The organism is Mycolicibacterium wolinskyi str. Jessa 2025 (assembly GCF_049241375.1).
GTDB lineage: Bacteria > Actinomycetota > Actinomycetes > Mycobacteriales > Mycobacteriaceae > Mycobacterium > Mycobacterium wolinskyi.
The window spans coordinates 65,413-85,218 of sequence record NZ_CP185960.1; the positions used below are offsets into that span (position 1 = coordinate 65,413).

21 protein-coding genes and 1 pseudogene are annotated in these 19,806 nt (G+C 67.1%); 9 read left to right on the forward strand and 13 right to left on the reverse strand.

The window, feature by feature from the left end; genetic code table 11:
• Positions 1 to 15: 15 nt before the first annotated feature.
• The 7 genes from ACOI2T_RS00335 to ACOI2T_RS00365 form a co-directional block, all read right to left on the reverse strand.
• Positions 16 to 675 carry a class II aldolase/adducin family protein gene (locus ACOI2T_RS00335; RefSeq protein WP_409504021.1) on the reverse strand — a complete coding sequence of 220 codons (660 nt, stop codon included), beginning with the start codon at positions 673 to 675 and terminating at the stop codon, positions 16 to 18.
• Positions 672 to 1,709: a zinc-dependent alcohol dehydrogenase gene (locus tag ACOI2T_RS00340; protein ID WP_409504022.1), complete on the reverse strand. Its 1,038-nt coding sequence runs from the start codon at positions 1,707 to 1,709 to the stop codon at positions 672 to 674. Before ACOI2T_RS00340 ends, ACOI2T_RS00335 begins: the two co-directional genes overlap by 4 nt.
• Positions 1,706 to 3,232, reverse strand: a complete 1,527-nt coding sequence (locus ACOI2T_RS00345) for a xylulokinase (protein WP_409504023.1) — start codon at positions 3,230 to 3,232, stop codon at positions 1,706 to 1,708. The genes ACOI2T_RS00340 and ACOI2T_RS00345 overlap by 4 nt, the downstream gene beginning before the upstream one ends.
• Entirely contained in the window at positions 3,229 to 4,074 is an 846-nt protein-coding gene (locus ACOI2T_RS00350; RefSeq protein WP_409504024.1) for a DeoR/GlpR family DNA-binding transcription regulator, read from the reverse strand. The genes ACOI2T_RS00345 and ACOI2T_RS00350 overlap by 4 nt, the downstream gene beginning before the upstream one ends.
• A 95-nt stretch (positions 4,075 to 4,169) precedes the next feature.
• Positions 4,170 to 5,762, reverse strand: coding sequence for a phospholipase D family protein (locus ACOI2T_RS00355; RefSeq protein ID WP_409504025.1), 1,593 nt, complete (start codon positions 5,760 to 5,762; stop codon positions 4,170 to 4,172).
• Between the two features lie 28 nt (positions 5,763 to 5,790).
• A complete protein-coding gene (locus ACOI2T_RS00360) occupies positions 5,791 to 6,081 on the reverse strand; it encodes a DUF3618 domain-containing protein (protein WP_409504026.1) in 291 nt (96 codons plus the stop codon).
• Positions 6,071 to 6,478 (reverse strand): phage holin family protein, encoded by a 408-nt coding sequence (locus ACOI2T_RS00365; RefSeq protein ID WP_067853604.1) that lies wholly within the window; start codon positions 6,476 to 6,478, stop codon positions 6,071 to 6,073. Before ACOI2T_RS00365 ends, ACOI2T_RS00360 begins: the two co-directional genes overlap by 11 nt.
• 133 nt (positions 6,479 to 6,611) lie before the next feature.
• On the opposite strand from ACOI2T_RS00365, the gene ACOI2T_RS00370 reads away from it, so the two are divergent.
• Complete coding sequence (locus tag ACOI2T_RS00370; RefSeq protein ID WP_067853607.1) at positions 6,612 to 6,884, forward strand: DUF4235 domain-containing protein; 273 nt, start codon at positions 6,612 to 6,614, stop codon at positions 6,882 to 6,884.
• Position 6,885: 1 nt separating this feature from the next.
• On the opposite strand, the pseudogene ACOI2T_RS00375 reads toward ACOI2T_RS00370, so the two are convergent.
• From ACOI2T_RS00375 to ACOI2T_RS00385, 3 genes and pseudogenes are all read right to left on the reverse strand, one after another.
• Positions 6,886 to 7,536: pseudogene (locus ACOI2T_RS00375) on the reverse strand (AI-2E family transporter); the annotation flags it as partial.
• 66 nt (positions 7,537 to 7,602) lie between these two features.
• Positions 7,603 to 8,061, reverse strand: coding sequence for a hypothetical protein (locus tag ACOI2T_RS00380; protein WP_409504027.1), 459 nt, complete (start codon positions 8,059 to 8,061; stop codon positions 7,603 to 7,605).
• Positions 8,062 to 8,180: 119 nt separating this feature from the next.
• Positions 8,181 to 9,020, reverse strand: coding sequence for an SDR family oxidoreductase (locus ACOI2T_RS00385; protein WP_409504028.1), 840 nt, complete (start codon positions 9,018 to 9,020; stop codon positions 8,181 to 8,183).
• A 146-nt stretch (positions 9,021 to 9,166) separates the two neighbouring features.
• Between ACOI2T_RS00385 and ACOI2T_RS00390 the strand changes: the two genes are divergently transcribed.
• The 5 genes from ACOI2T_RS00390 (at position 9,167) to ACOI2T_RS00410 (ending at position 13,891) form a co-directional block, all read left to right on the forward strand.
• Complete coding sequence (locus tag ACOI2T_RS00390; protein ID WP_409504029.1) at positions 9,167 to 10,744, forward strand: FMN-binding glutamate synthase family protein; 1,578 nt, start codon at positions 9,167 to 9,169, stop codon at positions 10,742 to 10,744.
• Between the two features lie 131 nt (positions 10,745 to 10,875).
• Positions 10,876 to 12,009, forward strand: coding sequence for a glycoside hydrolase 5 family protein (locus ACOI2T_RS00395; RefSeq protein ID WP_409504222.1), 1,134 nt, complete (start codon positions 10,876 to 10,878; stop codon positions 12,007 to 12,009).
• 69 nt (positions 12,010 to 12,078) lie between these two features.
• The gene (locus ACOI2T_RS00400; protein ID WP_409504223.1) at positions 12,079 to 12,633 is read left to right on the forward strand and encodes a chorismate mutase; all 555 of its coding nucleotides are present in this window, start codon (positions 12,079 to 12,081) and stop codon (positions 12,631 to 12,633) included.
• A 34-nt stretch (positions 12,634 to 12,667) separates the two neighbouring features.
• Complete coding sequence (locus ACOI2T_RS00405) at positions 12,668 to 13,387, forward strand: NUDIX hydrolase (RefSeq protein WP_409504030.1); 720 nt, start codon at positions 12,668 to 12,670, stop codon at positions 13,385 to 13,387.
• A 45-nt stretch (positions 13,388 to 13,432) separates the two neighbouring features.
• Complete coding sequence (locus ACOI2T_RS00410) at positions 13,433 to 13,891, forward strand: DUF6636 domain-containing protein (protein ID WP_409504031.1); 459 nt, start codon at positions 13,433 to 13,435, stop codon at positions 13,889 to 13,891.
• A 9-nt stretch (positions 13,892 to 13,900) separates the two neighbouring features.
• On the opposite strand, the gene ACOI2T_RS00415 is transcribed toward ACOI2T_RS00410, so the two are convergent.
• Entirely contained in the window at positions 13,901 to 16,486 is a 2,586-nt protein-coding gene (locus ACOI2T_RS00415; protein ID WP_409504032.1) for a DEAD/DEAH box helicase, read from the reverse strand.
• A gap of 57 nt (positions 16,487 to 16,543) precedes the next feature.
• On the opposite strand from ACOI2T_RS00415, the gene ACOI2T_RS00420 reads away from it, so the two are divergent.
• On the forward strand, positions 16,544 to 17,338 hold the full coding sequence (locus tag ACOI2T_RS00420) for an adenylate/guanylate cyclase domain-containing protein (RefSeq protein WP_409504224.1): 795 nt from the start codon (positions 16,544 to 16,546) through the stop codon (positions 17,336 to 17,338).
• Here the strand turns inward: ACOI2T_RS00420 and ACOI2T_RS00425 are convergent.
• Positions 17,335 to 18,000 carry a cutinase family protein gene (locus ACOI2T_RS00425; RefSeq protein ID WP_409504033.1) on the reverse strand — a complete coding sequence of 222 codons (666 nt, stop codon included), beginning with the start codon at positions 17,998 to 18,000 and terminating at the stop codon, positions 17,335 to 17,337. The genes ACOI2T_RS00420 and ACOI2T_RS00425 overlap by 4 nt on opposite strands.
• 125 nt (positions 18,001 to 18,125) lie before the next feature.
• On the opposite strand from ACOI2T_RS00425, the gene ACOI2T_RS00430 reads away from it, so the two are divergent.
• Together ACOI2T_RS00430 and ACOI2T_RS00435 are read left to right on the forward strand one after the other, a co-directional pair.
• Positions 18,126 to 18,509, forward strand: a complete 384-nt coding sequence (locus ACOI2T_RS00430) for a nuclear transport factor 2 family protein (protein ID WP_409504034.1) — start codon at positions 18,126 to 18,128, stop codon at positions 18,507 to 18,509.
• Complete coding sequence (locus tag ACOI2T_RS00435; RefSeq protein ID WP_409504035.1) at positions 18,509 to 18,865, forward strand: hypothetical protein; 357 nt, start codon at positions 18,509 to 18,511, stop codon at positions 18,863 to 18,865. The genes ACOI2T_RS00430 and ACOI2T_RS00435 overlap by 1 nt, the downstream gene beginning before the upstream one ends.
• Positions 18,866 to 18,876: 11 nt before the next feature.
• On the opposite strand, the gene ACOI2T_RS00440 is transcribed toward ACOI2T_RS00435, so the two are convergent.
• The gene (locus ACOI2T_RS00440) at positions 18,877 to 19,653 is read right to left on the reverse strand and encodes an SDR family oxidoreductase (protein WP_409504036.1); all 777 of its coding nucleotides are present in this window, start codon (positions 19,651 to 19,653) and stop codon (positions 18,877 to 18,879) included.
• Between the last annotated feature and the right edge of the window lie 153 nt (positions 19,654 to 19,806).

Genomic DNA, 19,806 nt, shown 5'->3' on the forward strand with positions numbered 1-19,806 from the left:
CGCGTAGCCATTTCGTCAGCCTCGCGTCGCCTGTTGACCGTAACCGGCGAGCCGACGGCCGACTTCGGCGATCTCGTCGTCATCGAGCACGCGGACGGGTGCACCGCTGGCCATCGCCCGCAGTTGTACGTCACAGATGTACTCGAGGTAGGGCACGAGGTTCAGCACCTTCGGGAGCGCTCGACCGACGAGGACGGCACCGTGGTTGCCCATCAGGGCGGCGGTGCGATCGCGCAGTGCGGTGGTCACGTTGTCGGCCAACGCCTGTGTACCGAACGTGGCGTACGGCGCGACCCGGACGGCACCGCCGAACAGCGCCGAATAGTAGTGCGACGCGGGCACCTCGTCGACGACGGTCGACAACGCGGTGGAGGCCGGCCCGTGGGTGTGCACGACCGCGGTGTGCTCGGTCGTGTGGTACACCGCGAGGTGCAGCGCGAGCTCGCTGGACGGTGCCAGCACGGCGTCGACGGCGTTGCCGTCGAGGTCGTGGATCCCGACGTCGCGCGCCGACATTGCCTCGTAGTCAACGCCGCTCGGCGAGATCACCACGAGGTCGCCGACCCGTATCGACACGTTGCCCGCGGTCCCGACCACGAGCCCGGAGCGGCTCAGGAACTGGCAGGCCTCGACGACCTGCTGACGCTCGGCGGCGAGCTGAGTCGGCGCGCTCATGGCTCCAACACGTACTTCGAACCGCGGCCCGCGGCCATGTCCTCCAGACTCGGCAGCAGTGCTTCCAGCGGCCTGCGCTCGGTCACCAGCATCGACCCGTCGACTTTCTTGCTCGCCAACAACTCCACCGCGGTCCGCACGTAGTTGGGGGTGTGGTGGAAGACGCCCGTGAGCGTGTATTCCTCGTAATGCATGGCGGAGGAGTCGACGGAGAACGGCGCACCTTTCGGTGTACCGCCGAACAGCACCGCCGTCGCGCCGGGCCGCAGGGTCCGCACGGTCTGTTCCCACACCTGCGGCAGCCCGACCGCCTCAATGGCGACGTCGGCGCCCCGCCCATGGGGTGTACGCGCCTTGATCATCGCGACCCGGTCTTCGAAATCCGAAACCTCGGACAGGTCAACGGTATCCACCGCACCCGCCTGGCTGGCCTGCTGCAGCCGCCATGGTGACTGGTCGACCGAGATCACGTTGGCGCCGCGCAGCGTCGCGAGCCGCACGAACATCAGGCCGATCGGTCCGGCCCCGTGAACGACGACGGTGTCCCCGAGCTGAATGCCGGTTTCGTCCATACCGTGGACGACGGTGGCCAACGGCTCCAGCGGTGCCGCGGAGGCGAAGTCGAGATCGTCGGGCAACAGATAGGTGTTGCGTTCGACGATCGCGGCCGGGATGATCACCTGTTCCGCGAACGCCCCGTTGAGGAATTCCAGGTTCTCGCAGAGGCTTTGGCGTCCGCGCGTGCACGCCCAGCAGTGCCCGCACGGCGCGGTGTTGGCCGCGACGACGCGGTCGCCGACGGCGAACTTGTCGACGCCGTCGCCGACGGCCGAGACGACGCCTGCGAATTCATGACCGAACCGGGACGGCAGCGTCGGGAAGAGCTTGGGGTGGCCGCGCCGGTACGACTTCAGGTCGGTGCCGCACGTCGCTGCGGCTTTCACATCCACCAGCACCTCGCCGGGCCCGGGTTCGGTGGCCGCGACGTCTTCCAGTCGCAAGTCTCCTGGCCCATAGAACATGGCCGCTCTCATTGTTGATCTCCTAGTGTTTCGTGGTGCTGGCCCAGGTCGTGCAGGGTGTGCAGCATGTCCCGGGTTTCGGTGAAGATGCGTTGGTACAGGGCGCGTAACTCGGCGTAGCGGGCCGCGGCGTCGGTGCGCGGCTCGATCACGGCATCGGTGCGCGCGACCGCGGCCGCGGCCTCGGGGATGGAGCTGAATTCGCCGATCGCCGTCAATGCGACCGCGGCGGCGCCGAGTGCGCTCACCTCCCCGGAGGCGCAGACTTCCAGCGGCCTTTCGAACACGTCGGCCAGGATCTGGGTCCACAACACGCTGCGCGCGCCGCCGCCCATCGCGCGCAGCACCTCGACGCGTTCACCCCGGGCCTCTTCGAGCCCGTCGAGTTGCATGCGGAGTTCGAAGGCGATGCCTTCGAGCAGGGACCGGTACATGTGGGCCTTGGTATGGCAGCCACGCCAGCCGATGGTTATGCCGGAAGCCTGGCTGTCCCAGTGGGGAGTCTGCGCGCCGTTCCAGTACGGGAGGGTCAGCAGACCCTCGCTGCCCACCGGCAGTGCGGCGGCGTCGCGCTCGAGCCGCGGGTCGGGTGCGCCGCCCAGGTCCGGATCGCCGAACTCGGTGCGAAACCACGTCGGCAGATAGGTGCCCGACGAGCTGAAGGTCTCCGCGGTGGTCTGGCCGGGCATCGCCGAGATCATCGACCGGTAGGCGCGCGACGGCAGGTACGACGTCATCTCGGCACCGATCACGACCGCGGTGCCGAGCACCAGATACGCGACTCCGGGATCGGTCACACCGAGGCCCAGACCGGCGGCCTGGCCGTCTCCGGTACCCGCGACCACCACGACATCGCCGTTGAGCCCCCACGATTCGGCGATCTCGGGCCGCAACGGCCCGAGCGAGGTGCCCGTGGGCACCAGGTCGGGCAACTGGCCGCGGTTCAGCCCGACGAGGTCGAGGAGCTCGCCGCTGTAGTCACCAGTGGCCTGGTCGATCAACGCCAGCGGGTCAACCGATGCGGTGCTCGACACCCACTGCCCGGTCATGGCGTGCGTGAGATAGGTGTGCACGTCGGCGATGCGATGACAGCGGGCCATCGTGTCGGGCTCGTGATCGCGCAGCCACAACAGCTTGTACAGGCCGGGCGTGATGTCAGCGGGCTTGCCCGACAGCAACTCGACGCGTTGCGTTCCGTACCTTCGGGTTTCGGCATCCGCGCGCCCGTCCATCCACAGGATCGCCGGCCTGATCGGTTTCTCGTCGACGTCGAGGCAGACGAACGTCTCGCGCTGGTGCGTGACACAGATGGCCGCGACGGCACCGCGGTCGTCGATCTCGCTGAGGGCCTGCCGAACGGCTTCGTCGGTGGCCGTCCACCAGTCCGGCGCTTCCTGCTCGAACCAGTGCGGCGCGGGAGTCCGGGTCTCCAGCGCCTGTGCACCGGTTCCCACCAGGTCACCCTTGGCGTCGACGATGATGGCCTTTGCCGCGGTCGTCGAGCAATCGACCGCGATCACGAGCGGTGACCTCATCGCGGCGTTGCCCCGCTGAGTTCCAGCTCCGCCGTGAGCGTCGGATCCGGTTGCGCGACAATGATGTTCGCGCCGGTGGCTTCCAACTGCTCCATGTCGTCGGCGCCGACACCGGCATCGATGACGACGGCATCGAAGTCTTCGAGCGCGCAGATGCGATGGATGGCTCGACGAGCCAGCTTGGTGTGATCGATGAGCAGCACCCGGAGCTCGGCGCTTTCCATGAACGCGCGCTTGAGTTCGGCTGCGGCACTGGACGGGTGAAAGCACATGCCGCGCGAGACGGCTGTCACCGACATGAACAGCACGTCGTAATGCATGTCCCGCAGCGCTCGCACCGCCTGCGCGCCGACGAATGACGAGAACTCGGGAACGTAGTCGCCACCGATGGCGTTGAGCCGGACCCGGGGGTCGGTCGACAGCTCGTTGATCGCGGGCAGGAAGTTGGTCACCACGGTCAGCGGCAAGCGCTCCGACAGCCGGGGCAGGACGTGCAGTGCGGTGGTGCTGTCGTCCATCGCGACGGCCTGCATCTCGACTTGGCTTGCCGCCCAGTCGAATCCGGTGGTCGCGACCGCGCGTTTCTCGCCGAGGTTGAGCGCCTTGCGCAAGTCGATGTTGCGTTCGAAGGCCTCGCTCGGCGGAGCTTCGGCTCCCGACCGCACCTTGCGCAGCATGCCCTGGGCGTGGAGGTGGTCGAGATCGCGGTGAATCGTCATGGTGCTCACGCTGAACTGATCGGCCAGTTCGTCGATACGGGCCCACCCGCGGGCCCGGACGAACTCAACGATCTCCGAACGCCGATGTGAGTGATTGCTGGTGCGGCGCAACTGTGCTGGCACGGCCACCTCCTGTAACCCACGTCATAGTGCGGCCGACCGTATCACGCGAAACATCACATATTCAACATATGTGATGTTACTTTTAACGTGCCGAGTTACCACCGGCCCCGCAGGCGGTCGCGGTAGGAGCGGCCGTCGGGATCGTAGGCGGCCCGGTACATCGGGATGGCCCAGGCACGCGTGAACCGGCCGAGCCGTTCGGGTTGGTGGGGCCGCAATCGCCCGGGCGGCCGAGGCCCGACCTGGCCGCCGTCGTGCCAGTCCTGCAGTGCCTGCGCGGCCGCGGCGACGGTCGCCACCACCGCCGCCGGGTCGACGAGGCCGTCGTCGTCGCTGCCGTCGGGTGCCCGGTCGAGATGTTCGCGCAGCAGTCGAAGACGAAGGTCTCGGGCGAACACGCGGGCGCCGTCGCCGCGGCCCGCCGGATCGCGGGGTTCGCGCTCGTCGCGGGTGTCGTCGAGTACCGCACACGACAGCTCGCTGTCGTGTGTCCAGGACCGCCGGTTGAAGTTGTCGCTACCGACACACGCCCAGACGTCGTCGATGACGCAGGCCTTGGCATGCATGTAAACCGGTGTGCCAGAGTGGTTTTCGACATCGAAGATGTGTACCCGCCGGGGGTCGGCCTCGCGGCAGGTCTCGATCGCCTGGTGGCGACCGACCTGATTGGGCGGCAGCGCGAGCCGGCCGTCCACGTCCGGGTGTCGCGGCACGACCGCGATCAGGTGCAGATCTGGGTTCGCCGCGAGCGCCTCGGCGAACAGGCGCGACACCTGCTTGGACCACAGGTACTGATCTTCGAGGTAGATCAGCCGCCTGGCCCGCTGCACCGCCTTGGTGTAACCGCGCGCGACACTGCGCTCACCGCGCGGCGCGAACGCGTACTCGAAGTGGGCGTCGGGATAGGTCCGCAAAACCTGCACGGCCTGCGGACCACACGGCGGCGGGTCGGGCGGCTGGGGCGGCAGCTTGCCGACATCGAGATCGGCGTGGCGCAACTTGTCGGCGATCCAGGCGATCGGCGAGAGCATGTCCAGCGGCGCCGGGTCGGTCCAGCGTTCGCGGAATGTGTAGTCCAGCGCCCCGACGGCGGGTCCGCGGATCTGCAATTGCAGGTCGTGCCAAGGCGGGCGGTCACCGTACTGCTTGGCCATCCGCACGGCTTGGGGGTCGCCATGATGCTCGGCGTCGTCACGGCGCGAGTGGCACAGGTCGATACCGCCCGCGAACGCGACGTCGCGTTCGGGAGCGCCGGGACGACGCAGCACCACCAGCTTCTGGTGGTGGGATCCGCCGAAACGCACCCGCTGGTCGAGCAGCACCTCCCCGCCCGCCGACTCGATCGCGTCGCCGAGATGCTGGTTCTCCTCCTCGCTGTAGGAGAAGTTGTCCAGATGTGACCGCCACATCAAGCCTTTGACGACGACGCCACGTTCGGCGGCATGGCAGAACAGTTCGGATATCGTGGGCCCGCCCTCGCATACCCGCTCGTCGGGATCGCCGCGCCAGTCGGTGAAGAACAGATGGTCACCGCGCCCCAGTTGCTCGACTTCGGCGGCGAGCCGCTCGAAGTAGACGGCTCCGTGGACGAGTGGTTCGACCAGGTTGCCGGTACACCAGTTCGGCACCGAGGTATCCGGATTGCCGCGCTCCTCGGCGGTGAGAAACCAATCGGCTAACCCAGCCAAGTCGGTCTCCTCACCGGGCGGGTCACGGTCAGCGCCGCCGCCACCACCACATGAACCCGATCGCGGCGAGGACGGCGACCACCGTCGCCACCGGAACCGCCGGCTGGGACTTCACCGCTTCGGTGGCCACGTGCGCCCGCTCGACGACGGCCTCCTTGGTTTCGGCGGCCTTGTCCTGGGCGCGGCTCTTGACATCGAGCTTGTCGGTGAGCGCGCCGATCGTTTCGCCGAGCTCGTTGCGGGTCTGCTCGATGTCCGACTGTATTTCGTCGATGCCGGCGTCGGGCCCGGGCTCCTGGGGAAGTCGGTCAGCGGGCATGACGTGCCTCCTTGATCTCCGCGAGGTCGTGCTTGACGCTGTCGACGGACTCGGCAGCCGGCGGCGGGACCTGCTGGACCTGCTTGCGGCTCACCAACGCCGCCACTCCGGCGCAGAGGAACAGGACGACGGCGACGATCACCGCGGCGGCCCAGACCGGCAGGACGAGCGACAATGCCGCGACGGCCGCGGCGATCACCGTCATCAGACCGAGTACCGCAAGCAGTCCGGCGGCACTGATCAATCCGGCGCCGATGCCGGCGTGGCGGGCGGATTCCTGGAACTCCTTCTGGGCCAACCGCAACTCATCACGGACGAGTCGTGATGTCTGTTCCTGTAGCTGGCCGACGAGCTGAGGTATGGACGCTTCGCTCATGGGTTTCGGTTGTGTGGTCATGAGTAGACCCTTCTGCAGGCGTTCTGCTACTCCACAGCAGTGCCCAGGAGCTCCGCGGATGAAACCTGGCGGCACCGTTACATCCCGCCGCATTCGGGTATGTACCTGGGCAAGTCAGACGCTAGGAGGACCCGTGAGCCGAAGCTCGAAGCTGTTGTACCGTCCGCTTTCCATCGCGACGAGTGTGGCGGGCGGGCTACTGGCAAGCGCAGTGTTCAATCAGATCTGGAAGCGCATCGACGAACCCAATCTGGAGCCACCGGATCCCAAGGATCTCGAACGGTCGGGAGCCAAGGCCCTGACCGCGGCAGCCATGCAAGGCCTCATATTCGGTTTGGTGCGCGCGGCCGTCGACCGCGCCGGGGCGAAGGGCTATCGGGCACTCGCACACGAATCGCCGAAGTGAGTCACTTGGCGACGAGCTCGGCGTCCCGCTCGGGCTCGTCGTCGACCTTGCTGCTGAGCAGCACCTTCACCCACCGCGCCGACGGGTCGGTGTCGACGAGAACCGCTTTGGCCAACAGGGTCAGCGGGATCGCGAGCAATGCGCCGAGCACCCCGAGAACCCAGCCCCAGAAGATCAGCGAGGCCATCGCCAGCGTGACCGACAGTCCCGCGGTGTCGCCCACGATCTTGGGTTGGATGACGGTCTGCACGACGAAGTTGATGACGCTGTAGACGACGATGACGACGAGCATCGTCAGTGGCCCGCCCTCGAGCAGGCCGAGCAGTGCCGGCGGGACGACCCCGAGGACGAACCCGATGTTGGGGATGTAGTTCGTGATGAACGCCAGCAGGCCCCACAGGATCGGCAGCGGGATGCCGATGATCCACAGCGCGGCGGTGTCGAGCACCGCCACGATGAGTCCGAAAACCGTTGACACGACGAGGTACTCGCGAGTGCCGCGGCTGAAGGTGCGCAGCGCCTCGACCAGTTGCGGCCGGCTGCGTTCGAGGATCGCGAGCCTGCGGGTGTAGTTGCTCGCGTCGGCGGCCATGAACAGCGCGAGCGTCGCCACCAGCAGCAGCGCCGACAGCACCCCGAAGGTGCTGCCGAGCGCGGGGCCGACGACATTGGTGCTCGGCATTGCTCACAGCCACCCGATACCCGGCGGCGCGAAAGGTCAATGCAACTGCGGGGCGAACTTCAGGCGAACAGCGCCCTGGCGAGTCGCGGTGTGTCGCCGGTCGCGACGGGCGTCACGGGCGATCCGCCGGTCGAGGACGCGCGCGTCGTGCTTGGTCAGGGACTGGCTCTTGCGCACGAGGAGATCGAGCTGTTGCCAACTCAGGCCGTCGAGGTCTCCGTCGGCGTCATGGGTGGCGACGACGACGCAGCCCCGCAGCAGCGGCACCGACTTCGCCGTGAAAGTGGTTGTCGCCAGGAGTAACTCGGTGGCGCGCCGGTTGGCCCGGTGTTGGCACCCACGGGTGGCCGGGCTGAACCAGAAGTCGAACTGACGGTCGGCGCTCGTCAAGCACTGGAGGCCTTGATCCTCGACGAGCTTGTCGATGTCGGCGGTGGTGTAGGCCCGGGTCTCATATACGGCGCCGTTGGCGCTGAAGTACAGGACTGTGTTCATGGTGTTGTTCCATTCGGCTCTTTCTTCGGTGTCAGATCGCGGGGGCACCCCGCTGTTACTGAAGTTACCCATGTGACGATTGAGATAAACCGTCATAACGATCCGATACCGAGAACCTGCTACCCCTTCGCGGCGGCAGCCCTGGCGCGCTCGCGCATCGAGGCCACCACGCCACCGTCGTTGAGGATGTCGGTGCCGGTCAGATACCCGGCCTTGGCGCTGACGCAGAACGCGAACAGTTCGGCCATCTCCTCGGGCTTGCCCCAACGCGGGACCGCAGCGTCGGCCACCATCGCACCGGCGCCCGCCTGCTCTTCGAGCCTGCCCATCTCGGTGTCGACAGAGCCAGGAGAGACCGACACGATGCGCAGGCCCCGGCCGTTGAACCGCTCGGCCTGTGAACTGCTGTACCAGCGAACGAAGGTCTTGCTGAGCGCGTAGGCGAAGCCAGACCGAGCCTCTTCGGGTGCCATGTCGCAGGTTGCGAGCAGGGCCTTCGCGAAGGCGTCGGGATCGTCAAGCGCCAGCGGGAAGTGCTCGGCCGGAACGATCTCGTCCGGCAGCATGTACGAGGCCATCGACGCCACGTTGACGATCGCCGACCCTTCGCCGGCGTTCTCGTAGAACGCTTCGTTGACGTTGAGCGTGCCGAGCGCGTTGGTCCGCATGACGTAGGCGGCATCGCCCATGCTGGGACTCACGCCGGCGGCGTGGATCACCGCGGTGACCGGCCCGAGCTTGGCGGCCGTGCCGAAGAGCCGGTCGACCGCCTGCCGTTCGGTCACGTCGCAGTTGACGGCCGTCGCGGAGATCCCGAGGTCGGCGAGGGTGGCGACGGCGGAGTCAAGCCGGTCCTGCCGCACGTCGCAGAGGACGACCGGATGATCTCGTCCGACGATCTTCGCCGTGGCCACACCCATGCCACCTGCGCCACCGGTTATCAACGCCACAGAAGTCATGGCAGGACCGTATACCGGAGGTGCCCACAGTAAGCATTACGGGTCCAGGTGGCTCGAATCAACCGAACTCCAAGCAGTGTGTAGGCGCCCCGCGCGAACCGCTTCGGCAGGGTTTCGCCGTGCGGTCGCACGGAAACTCTCACGGCATGATCAGCCCTTTCCGTGCGGTTGCGGCCGCGGCTGCGTCGGCGGCGGCCGCGCTCGCCGTACGCGACGCCTTCCAACGTAAACACGCGATACTGCGTAACTTTCCTCTCGTCGGACATGGCCGCTACCTGATCGAAGCCGTCGGACCCGAGCTACGGCAGTACATCGTCGCGGCCAACAACGAGGAGCGGCCCTTCACTCGCGACCAGCGGCGGTGGGTGTACGCCTCGGCGAAGTTGGAGAACAACTATTTCGGCTTCGGCACCGACAACGACATCGAGTACACGGCCGGATATCCGATCATCAAACACCGGACGTTCGGGCGTGCGGTTCCGCCGTCGGCGCCGAAGGCCGGGCACGAGGTGAACCTGCCGTGCGCCAAGGTGATCGGCGCCGCCAGGGGCCGGCCGAAGGCATTCCGCCCGAAGTCGGTGGTGAACATCTCGGCGATGAGTTTCGGGTCGCTGTCGGGTAACGCGGTCGAGGCCCTCAACCGTGGCGCCGCGGCGGCCGACTGCCTGCACAACACCGGCGAAGGGGGCATATCGCGCTACCACCGACACGGCGGTGAGTTGATCTTCCAGATCGGCACCGCCTACTTCGGGTGCCGTGACGCCGACGGGCGGTTCGATCTGGACCGGCTCAAAGAGGTCGTGGCGGATGCACCGGTGCGGGCGCTGGAGATCAAGCTCAGCCAGGGGGCCAAGCCCAGCCTCGGCGGGCTGTTGCCTGCAGCCAAGGTGTCGAGTGAGATTGCCGCAGCCCGCGGTGTCCCCGCCGGGCGCGACTGCGTGAGCCCGTCACGGCACGCCGAGTTCTCCGACACCGACAGCCTGCTCGACTGGGTAGAACTACTGGCCGCCGAAACGGGTTTGCCGGTCGGTATCAAATCGGCAGTCGGTGATCTCGAATTCTGGTACGAGCTCACCGATCTCATGCGGGACACGAACCGCGGGGTGGACTTCGTGACCATCGACGGCGGTGAGGGCGGAACCGGCGCCGCACCGTTGATCTTCACCGACACCGTCTCGCTGCCGTTCCAGCTCGGCTTCGCGCGTGTGTACCGCACGTTCGCCGAGCGGGGTCTGCACGAGCAGGTCACTTTCATCGGCGGCGGCAAGCTCGGCCTCCCCGACAATGCGGTGGTGGGATTCGCGCTCGGTTGCGACATGATCAACGTCGCTCGCGAGGCGATGCTCGCGGTGGGCTGCATTCAGGCGCAGAAGTGTCATACCGACACGTGTCCCACCGGAGTCGCGACCCAGAACGCGTGGCTGGCCCGTGGCCTGGTGCCGGACGAGAAGGCCGTGCGCGTCGCGAATTACATCAAGACGCTGCGCCGCGACCTGGTCAAGGTGGCCGAGGCGTGCGGTGTCGAACATCCGGGCCTGATCGGCGCCGACTCGGTCGAAATCCTCGACGGCCGAACCGGTTCGACTCCGTTGTACGAGGTCTACGGCTACACGCCGGACATGGGTCTGCCGTCAGCGGCCGACCGGCAGGAAATCGCGCGGTTGATGACGGCCCGCGAGCCGCAGGGCGGTTCGGCCGAACCTTCCCCGTCAGCCGTCGGATGATAGTTACCGGCAACAGTTGTTGCGGGCGAGTGCGAGTCGGGTACACCGCAAAGGTGAACTGAACCCGAATCGCAAAGGACGGCAATTTGTTTCGCAAGACGAACGAGCCTCGTCGGCGTTGCGGCTGGAGCGTGGCGCGGCGCACCGCACTCAAGCTGCCGCTGGCTGCGACCGCGGCAGCGGCTCTGATCGAGGCGCCCCGCGCGGGTGCCGAGCCGGGTCGATGGCCGGCCGAGCGGGCCAATCGCTGGTATCGGGCGCAGGGCTGGCTGGTCGGCTCCAACTACATCGCCGCCAACGCCGTCAATCAGCTCGAGATGTTTCAATCCGCCACGTATGACCCGCAACGCATCGACGGCGAGTTGCGCCTCGCCAGGCTCATGGGCTTCAACACCGTCCGGGTTTTCCTCCACGATCAGCTGTGGGCGCAGGACCGCTCGGGCTTTCAAGACCGGCTCGCGCAGTTCGTCGCCATCGCCGCCAGTCGAGGTATCAAACCACTACTCGTGCTGTTCGATTCCTGCTGGGACCCATTGCCCAAGCCCGGCCGACAACGCCGGCCGAGACCGGGTGTGCACAACTCCGGGTGGGTGCAGAGCCCGGGCGCCGAGCATCTCGACCGTCGCAGCCACACCGGACTACGTGACTACGTCGTCGGTGTGATGAGCCAGTTCCGCAACGACGACCGGATTCTGGGTTGGGACCTGTGGAACGAACCCGACAACCCCGCGCGCGTCTTCCGTGCCGTCGAACTCAAGAACAAGCAGGAACTGGTCGCAGATCTGTTGCCCCAGGTGTTCCGGTGGGCCCGATCTGTCGACCCGGTGCAGCCGCTCACCAGCGGCGTGTGGCACGGGGAGTGGCGGGATCCGCAGCGCCGCAGCGCGATTGCCAGAATCCAGTTGGACAACTCCGACGTGGTCACCTTCCACAGTCATGCCAAGCCGGCCGACTTCGAGGGGCGGATCGCCGAACTTGCGCCGCTCGGGCGGCCTGTCCTGTGCACCGAATACCTGGCAAGGGGCCTGGGCAGCACGGTCGAAGACATCTTGCCGATAGCCAAGCGACACAACGTCGGTGCGTACAGCTGGGGCCTGGTGGCCGGCAAGACGCAGACCTACCTACCGTGGGACTCCTGGGACCGGCCATACCCCGCCCCGCCCAAAGTGTGGTTTCACGACCTCTTCCACGCCGACGGCAGGCCCTATCGGGACCGTGAGATTCAGACGGTGCGGGAACTGACCGGCCGTGAGCTTCTGCGGTGAGTCGTTTCGTTAGATTGGTTTGTGGGCTGTGCCCGCGATGTGGAAGGAGTGCCGAAAGTGCCGGTCAGGATGCGAACTGTGGCTGCTGTCTCCGCATTCGTCGCCCTCACCGTCGCGGCCGCTCCGACGGCCGCCACCGAACCTCAGAGCCCGCTGGTCCCGTTGGTCGACGCGGCGGCCCAACGCCTGCAAACCGCGGACCAGGTGGCCGCGTACAAATTCAAGACGGGCGGTCCGATCGACGATCCCGCACGCGAGCAGCAAGTCATCGATTCCGTGACCGCGATGGCGCGGTCAGATCACATCGATCCCGCCTATGTCGGTGCGGTCTTCCGCAATCAGATCGATGCGACGGTGTCGGTCGAACACACCCGGTTCGCGCAATGGAAGCTCGACCCTGGTGCTGCGCCCGCCACGGCGCCGGAGTTGGCCGATACGAGGAAAACGATCGACCGCCTGAATCAGGTCATGGTCCACGAGATGGCCGCCCAGTGGGACGTGCTGGGGTCACAGGCGTGTGAAGCCGATGTGGACAGCGCCATGCGAAGTGTGGTGACCGCGCGGGCGCTGGACGCGGTCTATCAGCCCGCGTTGGCCTACGCCACGCACTCGTATTGCCGCTGACGGCGCACACAACGCGGCCGCATATGGTCGAGCGGTGACGATCACCTATGACGACGCGTTGCGGGCGCGCATCCGTACCCACCTGGACGGCCACGACCGCCGCGTCGTAACCGATCCCACCAAGCGGCATGCGGCGGTCGCGGTGGTACTGGTCGATTCGGACCTCGGCGAAGACCGGGTCGATCCCGCACCGGTCGACGATTGGATCGCGGGCCGCCCCATGCCGGAGCCCGGTCTGGACGGCCGCATGGTCGACGTGTCCGGCGGTGCGGCGTTCCTGCTGTGCCGGAGGGCGTCGCGGCTCAACTCGCACGCCGCGCAGTGGGCGCTGCCCGGTGGCCGGTTGGATCCGGGCGAAACCGCCGTCGACGCCGCGCTGCGCGAACTGGACGAGGAGTTGGGTGTCCGTCTTCCCGACTCGACGGTGCTGGGCCTGCTCGACGACTACCCGACCAGGTCGGGCTATGTCATCACGCCGGTGGTGGTCTGGGGCGGTGGCCGCCTCGAGCTGAGTCCGTCACCCGACGAAGTCGTCGCGGCCTACCGCGTCGGGCTCCATCAACTGCAGCGCGAGGATTCGCCCCGGTTCATCGACATCCCCGAAAGCACGCGCCCGGTCGTGCAGATCCCGCTCGGCAACGACCTCATCCACGCACCGACGGGCGCGGTGCTGCTGCAGGTGCGGTGGCTGTGTCTGGAGGGCCGCAACGATTCGGTCGGTGACCTGGAGCAACCGGTCTTCGCCTGGAAGTAGTGGTAAACGTTGCGTCGGACACCTGCCACGGTGTGGTGTGGAACCATGACTGCATACATCGGGCGTAGCTTGTTCATCGCCGTCGGGATGCTCGCGGCGACAGCGGGATACGGCTTGTCCTCACCCACCGCAGGGGTCGGGTCGGCGCCGGCGCTGGTGAACTCCGAGTTCACCCACTTCACGTCACCAAGCCGCAACATTCACTGCGCGATGGGGGAGTCCAGCGTGCGGTGCGACATAACCGAACGCGACTGGTCCCCGCCGCCCCGTCCTGCCGACTGCCGGTACGACTACGGCCAGGGCATCTCATTCTCGGCCGGCACCAGGCCGGACTTCGTCTGCGCGGGCGACAGCGCGCAAGGCCCCGGAGACACGTTGGCCTACGGCCAGGCGATCAGCGCGGGCCCGATCCGGTGCGAGAGCACAGAAGCGGGCATCACCTGCCGTGATGCCGATTCAGGCCACGGTTTCTCGCTTTCCCGCGAGGCCTATCAGATCTTCTGAGCGGTGGGCTCAATCCATCCGGCCCGCGTCGATCACCCGCAGAACCGGCGTGCCTTCCTCATCTGAGGCTTCGAGATCGACTTCGACGTCGAAACCCCAGTCGTGGTCGCCCGCGGGGTCGTCGAGAATCTGGCGTATCCGCCACCGGCCGGGCTCGCGGTCGATGATGAGGAGCGCAGGGCCGCGGGCGTCGGCTCCGGTGCCGACGTCGGAGTGCTCGTCGAAGTAGGCGTCGCCGGCCTGTTCCCACCGCTCGGCCGTCCACCCGGAGTCGGCGTCGAGTTCGCCGAGCGCAACCCAGCGCCTCCGGGCGAACAGTTCGACGCGCCGGAACAGTGCATTGCGCACCATCGCGGTGAACGCGCGCTCGTTGCTGGTGAGCGGGCGAGTGGGGGCAGCTCGAATCTCCCCGCCGGGGATATCGACCGGCTGATCGGGGCTCGTGAGCTGTTCCCATTCGTCGAGCAGGCTCGAATCGACTTGGCGGACAAGCTCACCGAGCCACTCGACGATGTCGATGACTTCCTCGGTGCGCGCGGCGGCGGGCACGCCGGATCGCAGGGCCTTGAAGGCGTCGGACAGGTACCGCAGCACCGCTCCCTCGGAGCGGGTGAGCCCGTAGGCGCTGACGAACTCCCGGAACGTCATTGCGCGCTCCCACATCTCACGCACGACAGACTTCGGGGACAGCCGCGCGTCGGCAGCCCATGGATTGGATTGCAGGTACACCTCGTAGGTGTGCTCGAGCAGTTCGGCGAGCGGTTTGGGATAGGTGACCTCGTCCAGCAGTTCGATGCGCTCGTCGTACTCGATGCCGTCGGCCTTCATCTGCGCGACGGCCTCGCCGCGGGCCTTGTTCAGCTGTGCGGCCAAGATCTGGCGCGGGTCCTCGAGTGTCGCCTCGATGACCGAGACGACGTCGAGCGCAAAGGTGTCCGATGACGGGTCGAGCACGTCGACCGCGGCGAGCGCGAACGTCGAGAGTGGTTGGTAGAGGGCGAAATCGGAGGGTAGGTCCACGGTGAGCCGGTAACGCCTGCCATCGGGCTCCGGTTCGTCGAGACGCTCCAGCACACCGGCCTGCAGCAGTGACCGCGCGATGCCGACCGCGTCGCGGATGTGCTGAAGCTGGCGCTTGCGCGGCTCGTGATTGTCGGTGAGCAGGCGCCGCATCGATACGAACGGGTCACCGGGACGGTCGACCACGTCGAGGATCATCGACGTCGACACGCGCATATTGCTGGTCAGCGGCTCGGGTGCGGCCTCGATCAGACGGTTCATGGTCTGCTCGCTCCACGGCACCATGCCGGGAGGGGCCTTGCGGCGCACCAGTTTCCGGCGCTTCTTCGGATCGTCGGCGACCTTGGCGAACTGCTTGAGATTCTCCACCTCGTGCTCGGGCGCCTGAACGACGACCGTGCCCGCGGTGTCGTAACCGGCGCGCCCGGCCCGGCCGGCGATCTGGTGGAACTCGCGGGCGTTGAGCAGCCGCGTGCGGGTGCCGTCGTACTTCGACAGCGCCGAGAAGACGACCGTGCGGATGGGCACATTGATGCCGACGCCGAGGGTGTCGGTGCCGCAGATGACTTTGAGCAGACCGGCCTGGGCCAGCTGTTCGACCAGGCGCCGGTACTTGGGCAGCATGCCGGCGTGGTGGACGCCGATGCCGTGCCGGACGAGCCGCGACAGCGCCGAGCCGAAGGACGTGGAAAATCGGAAGCTGCCGATGTGGTCGCGGATAGCGGCCTTTTCCTCCTTGGTGCACACGTTGATGCTCATGAGCGCCTGCGCGCGTTCCAATGCCGAGGCCTGGGTGAAGTGCACGACGTAGATCGGCGCTTGCTTGGTGTCGAGCAGGTCGGCGATCGTCTCGTGCATCGCCGTCGTCGCGTAGTTGTAGAAGAGCGGAACCGGGCGTTGTGCGCCCGCCACGTGCGCAGTCGGCCGCCCGGTGCGGCGGGTGAGGTCCGCGCGCAGGTACGTGACGTCGCCGAGCGTGGCCGACATCAACAGGAACTGCGCCTTCGGCAGTTCCAGCAGCGGCACCTGCCAGGCCCACCCGCGGTCCGGGTCGCCGTAGAAGTGGAACTCGTCCATCACCACGAGGCCGATATCGGCGTTCTCGCCCTCCCGCAACGAGATGTTGGCCAGCACCTCGGCGGTGCAGACGATGATCGGCGCGTCGGCGTTCACTGCGGCGTCGCCGGTGAGCATGCCGACATTGACGGCCCCGAACACCTCGCACAGGGCGAAGAACTTCTCGCTCACCAGCGCCTTGATCGGCGCGGAGTAGTAGCTGCGGCGTCCGGTGGCCAACGCCGCATACAGCGCACCCGTGGCCACGAGCGACTTGCCCGAACCGGTGGGCGTCGCGAGGATCACGTTCGCGCCGCTGACCAGCTCGATCAGCGCTTCCTCCTGCGCGGGGTACAGCGTGGTGCCGTTGGCCTGCGCCCAGGCCGAGAACGACGCGAACAGTTCATCGGGGTCGGTCGCATTGGCCCGTAGGGCGGACAGGTCGTGGGGGTCGTCGAGGAGCGCGGGCATCGTGGACACCAGCCTGCCCGACGCGGCGTTCACCGCGTGCACCGCCATGGCCGTAATAATCAGCGGGTGCCGACACCGACTTTGACCGAGTCCGTCTTGTTGGTGATGGTCGTGCTGTTGTTCGCGGCTTTTGTCACGTTCCTGGTGCTGTTCATCGTCAGCCGGCGGCAGTTGACGAATGCCAGGCGCGAGATCGAGCGCATGCAGCTGGAGAACGACGACCGTCGCCGCCGCAAGCGTCGCGGCGTCGCGCCGTTGGCGATCAAGACGGTGTTCCAGACCGCGGACATGCTGATCAACAAGGGGCTCGGCGCCACCGTGCGCAACTCGATCGAAGATCTGGCGGGTTGGGCGCAGGTGGAACGTCCCGACCTGGCCCGGCTGACCGCCGACGGCCGGGTCGTCATCGTGTTCTCCGATATCGAGGGCTCGACGGAGTCGAACGCGGCGATGGGCGACCGGGCCTGGGTGAAGCTGCTGGACAGGCATAACCGGCTTGTCGAGAACTGCGTCGGCCAACACGGCGGCCACGTCGTCAAGACGCAGGGCGACGGTTTCATGATCGCGTTCGCCGACCCGGAGAACGCGGTGCGGTTCGCCACCGCGGTGCAGCACGCGCTGGCCGAAAAACCCGAGCGCTGGCAGGGCATTCGGGTGCGGATGGGCATACACATGGGCACGTCGGTGCGGCGCGGGGACGACCTGTTCGGACTCGACGTCGCGATGGCGGCCCGGGTGGCCGATCAGGCGGACGGCGGCGAGATTCTGGTCAGCGAGCCGGTCGCCGACACGGTCGCCGACCTCGACGACGTCATGCTGGGCGCGCCCCGCGAGGCCGAGCTCAAAGGCTTGCCCGGCACCCACCGGTTGTTCCCGGTGATGATCGAGCAGGAGGCTTAGACGCGCGGCTTGATGTGGCGCGTCACCCACTGGGCGGCCAGCTTCACCAGGCCGGTCTTCGGGTAGCTGATGTGTGCGTCCCAGTTCCTGCCGAGTGAGCAGATGGGATCGGCCGGCGCGCACAGGTCGGCCGTGCGGGAGCCGAAGACGGGGCTCATCCGGGTCAGCGGCTGACCGATGCGCGCCGATGGATTGCCGAAGACGACGATGGACGCGATGTGCGGTACGACGGCGGCCGGCAGCGGCGCAGTGTATCCGAGACCCGCGACGGGCGAGGTGGCGACGACGTCGACCACGGCCGCACCCTGCGAGTAGCCGCCGAGCACGATCTGAGTTCTCGGGCATTTCGCTACGGTGCTCTGCACGCGCTTGCTCATGTCGGTGGCGCCCGCCGCGGCCTTCATGAAGTCCCACGACGCCGGGTACTTCACCGCGTAGCTGCCGACGGTGGAGCCCTTCACCATGGGTTTCAGGGTGTCGACGAAAGCCTGGCCGACAACTCCGATGCCGGCCGGTTCATCGGTGCCCCGCGCGAAGATGACCTCGATGTCGGGGCAGTCGGGGGCGGCCGCCGCAACCGGGGGCACGATGAGGCCCGCCGCGGCGACAGCGCTGACCGCGGCGGCGACCGAGCCCGCCCGGCTGCCCTTGTGCCCGCCCACAGGTCATGCCTCTCCTCGACTGGGCCCGTTCATACGGTTCCTCCAATACCCGATAGTCACTTTTACCACTCTTTTAACAGCAGCGCCCAGGCATAGACGTCGGGGTGAGCGGGTATTGCCAGATCATGGTGGGCGCACGGGATCCGCTGTTCGACGAACTCCTCGACCTTGAGCGAGCGGGCTGGGACTCACTGTGCAAGGCGACCGGCGCCGAATTCTATGGCGAGATCATGCTCCCCGACGCGGTCATGGTGCTCGCCAACGGCATGGTCATGGACCGCGACACCGTGGTCGGCGCACTCTCGGCCTCGCCGCCGTGGCGTACCTATGAGATCAGCGATGCCCGGTTGATCGCCGTCGACGACGACAACGCCGTTCTCGTCTACACCGGGACGGGATACCGCGACGGCGACGAGCCCGCGTTCGTCGGCGCGATGTCGAGCGTCTATCACCGCGCCGACGGCCGCTGGAAACTCGCCCTCTACCAACAGACCCGGATGCCGGACTGATGGCGAAGTATGCCCTCAACGAGTCGGCCGTCGAGTTCGCCCGCGAACTCATCGAATCCCGCCAGTACGTGCTCGACAGCGACTGGGGCGAGGTCCAGCCGCGAGCCGACACGCAGAACTCCTACCTCGAAAACCATGACTGGGATGCGTATGCGAACTGGCATCTGGGCTTGACCGAGGGCGCCAACGACGAGACCAAGGCTCGATATGCGTTCGTATACGGCGACTTTCGCCGCGTCCACCGGACCGGCTTGATCGCCTGCGTGTACCGAGCCTCGGAATGGCGGCACAAGGCCGTGGAACTCGCGGCTCACGACCTTCTGCAGCTCCTCGACAAAGCCGCCGGCATCGCCTAGCGGCCGATGCGTCAGATCGCTTGTTGCGTCGGCAGAATCGTGATCTCGGTGAGATTGATGTGGCGCGGGTTCGCCGCGATGAACGCGACCGTCTCCGCGACATCCGCCGGGCTCAGCACGTCGATCTCCTCGATGAGATCGGCCATCAGCCGGCTCGCGTCGGGATCGGTGACGTGGTCGGGCAATTCGGTGTCCACCATGCCGGGTTCGATCGTGGCGACGCGCACCATCTTGCGGCCGAGCTCGACTCGCAGCAGTCGCGTAAGCTGGCTGAGATACGCCTTGGTGCCCGAGTAGACCGAGAACTTCTCCAGAACCCGGGTCGCCGCGATCGAGGACGTCGTGATCAGATCGGCCGCCCGGCCTGCCGCGGCGGCGTCGACGAGGTGCGGCATGAAGGCACCGATCGTGTTCATCACGCCGGTGATGTTCAGGTCGATCTGGCGCTGCCAGTCATCCACCTTCAGGTCGTCGATCGGCGATATCAGTTGAACCCCGGCGTTCGCGAACACCAGGTCCACCGGCCCGAGCTCAGCCGACACGTACTCGGCGGCGGCAGTCACGGCGTCGCGGTCGGTGACGTCGAGTGGCACGGCGAGGGCTCTCCCGCCGGCCGCGGTGATGCGCTCGACCAACGCGTCGAGATTGGATTTGCGCCGGGCCGCGACGACGACGCCGGCACCCAGACCGGCCAGCCGCAGGGCGGTCGCTTCCCCGATTCCGCTCGATGCGCCCGTCACGAAGGCGGTACGGCCGGCAAGGGCGGAGGCGGTGATGATCTCGGACATCTCGTCTTCCTTTCGTTGAGTGCTGTAGTTGGGTGCTGCAGTCGAATCAACCAGCCGGCCGCACCGAAAAGGCTGCTCAAACCGGCCCGGCTTATCGGGGGACAAAGTGGGCCACCCTTGGAGGTGCCGTGGCCGCCGAGGCCCGCAAGACTG